Source organism: Pedobacter sp. ASV12, from assembly GCF_016429155.1.
GTDB lineage: Bacteria > Bacteroidota > Bacteroidia > Sphingobacteriales > Sphingobacteriaceae > Pedobacter.
This window is the reverse complement of the sequence record NZ_JAELUC010000169.1, coordinates 1-2,241: the sequence shown is the minus strand read 5'-3', so window position 1 is coordinate 2,241 and position 2,241 is coordinate 1. Positions and strand designations below refer to the sequence as shown.

3 protein-coding genes are annotated in these 2,241 nt (G+C 44.7%); all 3 read right to left on the bottom strand.

The window, feature by feature from the left end; all coding sequences use genetic code 11:
- Nucleotides 1-156 precede the first annotated feature (156 nt).
- Nucleotides 157-366 carry a hypothetical protein gene (locus JHD69_RS19535; protein WP_199142016.1) on the bottom strand — a complete coding sequence of 70 codons (210 nt, stop codon included), beginning with the start codon at nucleotides 364-366 and terminating at the stop codon, nucleotides 157-159.
- 517 nt (nucleotides 367-883) lie between these two features.
- Complete coding sequence (locus JHD69_RS19530; RefSeq protein ID WP_199142015.1) at nucleotides 884-1,705, bottom strand: alpha/beta fold hydrolase; 822 nt, start codon at nucleotides 1,703-1,705, stop codon at nucleotides 884-886.
- A 111-nt stretch (nucleotides 1,706-1,816) separates the two neighbouring features.
- Nucleotides 1,817-1,984, bottom strand: coding sequence for a hypothetical protein (locus JHD69_RS19525; RefSeq protein WP_199142014.1), 168 nt, complete (start codon nucleotides 1,982-1,984; stop codon nucleotides 1,817-1,819).
- Between the last annotated feature and the right edge of the window lie 257 nt (nucleotides 1,985-2,241).

Here is a 2,241-nt window from a genome sequence, read left to right as displayed (position 1 = left end):
CCCCCCCCCCCCCCCCCCCCCCCCCCCCCCCCCCCCCCCCCCCCCCCCCCCCCCCCCCCCCCCCCCCCCCCCCCCCCCCCCCCCCCCCCCCCCCCCCCCCCCCCCCCCCCCCCCCCCCCCCCACACCTTTTTTAATCATCCGCCGACCACCGAGATCTACACATGTCGTGGTTCGTCGGCAGCGTCAGATGTGTATAAGAGACAGGCAGCAAGTTTAACACAGTTTTGCGTGTCTTGAAAGAAGTTTTTTATGAAATAATAATTTTCACTATGAAGTTTTCGTCCAATTTCAAAATGGCCATGAGCAATTTTGTAACCACCGTCAGAAAACGGCGTGTTCATTTCGGAAATAATTTCTTTTTCCATTGGAGAGCGTTTAATTTATAGCAAAATAATTAATTTCAGAGAAACAATGTTAACTACAGCATAATATTGATTTTACAAATGGGAATCTTTTTTAATAATACAAAAAGCATTTAAAATCAATCCATTAATTAAGCAAATGACAAAAAATTGATCAAAATTTTGTTCATCCACAGAAAAGAAACGATGTATTAAATACGCCGATAAAAGCATCTTAATATTGAAGCTAAATTTTATGGCGATTGACTTAACTTTTGGCAAACCATCGGTCATAGCAGCACTAAGATGTTTTAAACTTTGGTGAATAACGAACTACAGCTCAAAGCATCTAGTGGATAAATTTATCGACTAACGTCGGGAAACGCTAAACATCACAACAGTTATCGGAGGACTAAACCATTTTAAACAGAAAAGGCTCTAGTAAAACTAAAGCCTTTTCAGAACCTGGTCTATCTGCGGACCATAATTCGAAAGAATTTGTGCACAAATTAATTGATTTATTTACCTAAACGATAAAGTCTTAAGATTGGATAAACGCCAACAAATCTTTATTGATCGTAGCAGCTTCGGTTGTTGGCATACCGTGAGCAAAACCCGGATAAGTAATCAACTTTCCATTTTTCAACAACTTAATGGACTTTAACGCTGCGTTTTGATAGGGAACGATCTGATCGTCTTCACCATGCATCACTAAAACCGGGATCTCCACTGCTTTCAAGTCTTCGTTAAAATCTGTTTCAGAAAATGCCTTAATTCCTTCATAATGCGCTACAATTCCACCCATCATCCCCTGTCTCCACCAATTTCTTTGTACGCCTTCCTTCACTACCGCCCCTTCTCTATTGTATCCGTAGAATGGAATGGTCAAATCCATATAAAATTGTTGTCTATTGTTAAGGGTCTGCTCTCTGATCCCGTCGAAAACTTCCATTGGTACACCATCCGGATTGTTCTCGCTGGCCACCATGATTGGTGGCACCGCACTGATCAGCACAGCCTTTTTAGCCCTACCATTTGCATATTTATGTACGTAGCGAATTACTTCGCCTCCACCGGTTGAGTGGCCAATGTGAACCACATCTTTTAGGTCAAGAAACTCAACTAGTTCAGCAGCATCAGCGGCATATTGTTCGATGGTGTGCCCATAGATGTCCTGACTGGAACGGCCATGGCCTCTCCTATCGTGCGTTACGACCCTGTAACCCTTTTGCAGGAAGAAAATAACCTGTGCATCCCAATCATCTGATGACAAAGGCCAGCCGTGGTGAAACATTAATGTTGGTCCTTGACCTTGATCTTTGTAGAAAATTTCGGTTCCGTCTTTTAATTTTAGTGTACTCATGGTTTTAAGTTTTTAGTGGATGATTATTGATTGAGCATGTTATTTACCTTGATGCCCGAACAAATGTAGTCTAGTAAAAACCAATCCATCTTGATCTATGGTAAAATCGTCTTATAACCTGCCGTCGCCTTGCTTGGCCTGGGCACCCTTAAACAGCTCATTAGTGTAACCAGGATAAAAACCCATCGCAAAAACTTGCTGAAAAAATTCGATGTAAAAAATATTGCTACGCTCATTGTAAAGGCTACGAATTTGGGTTTCCTGGATAAGGGCGCTCATAGGTTCGGTTTTGGCTGTCTCGAATAGCTATTATAATTACCCACTTAGCCCTGATCAAGGTTGCCAGACTATCTCATCGACAATATCGGCTGTGCCACCAGACATTTACTTAGCTCTGTCTCTTATACATATCTCCGAGCCCACGAGACAGTACTCATGATCGCGTATGCCGTCTTCTGCTTGAAAAGGGGGGGGGGGGGGGGGGGGGGGGGGGGGGGGGGGGGGGGGGGGGGGGGGGGGGGGGGGGGGGGGGGGGG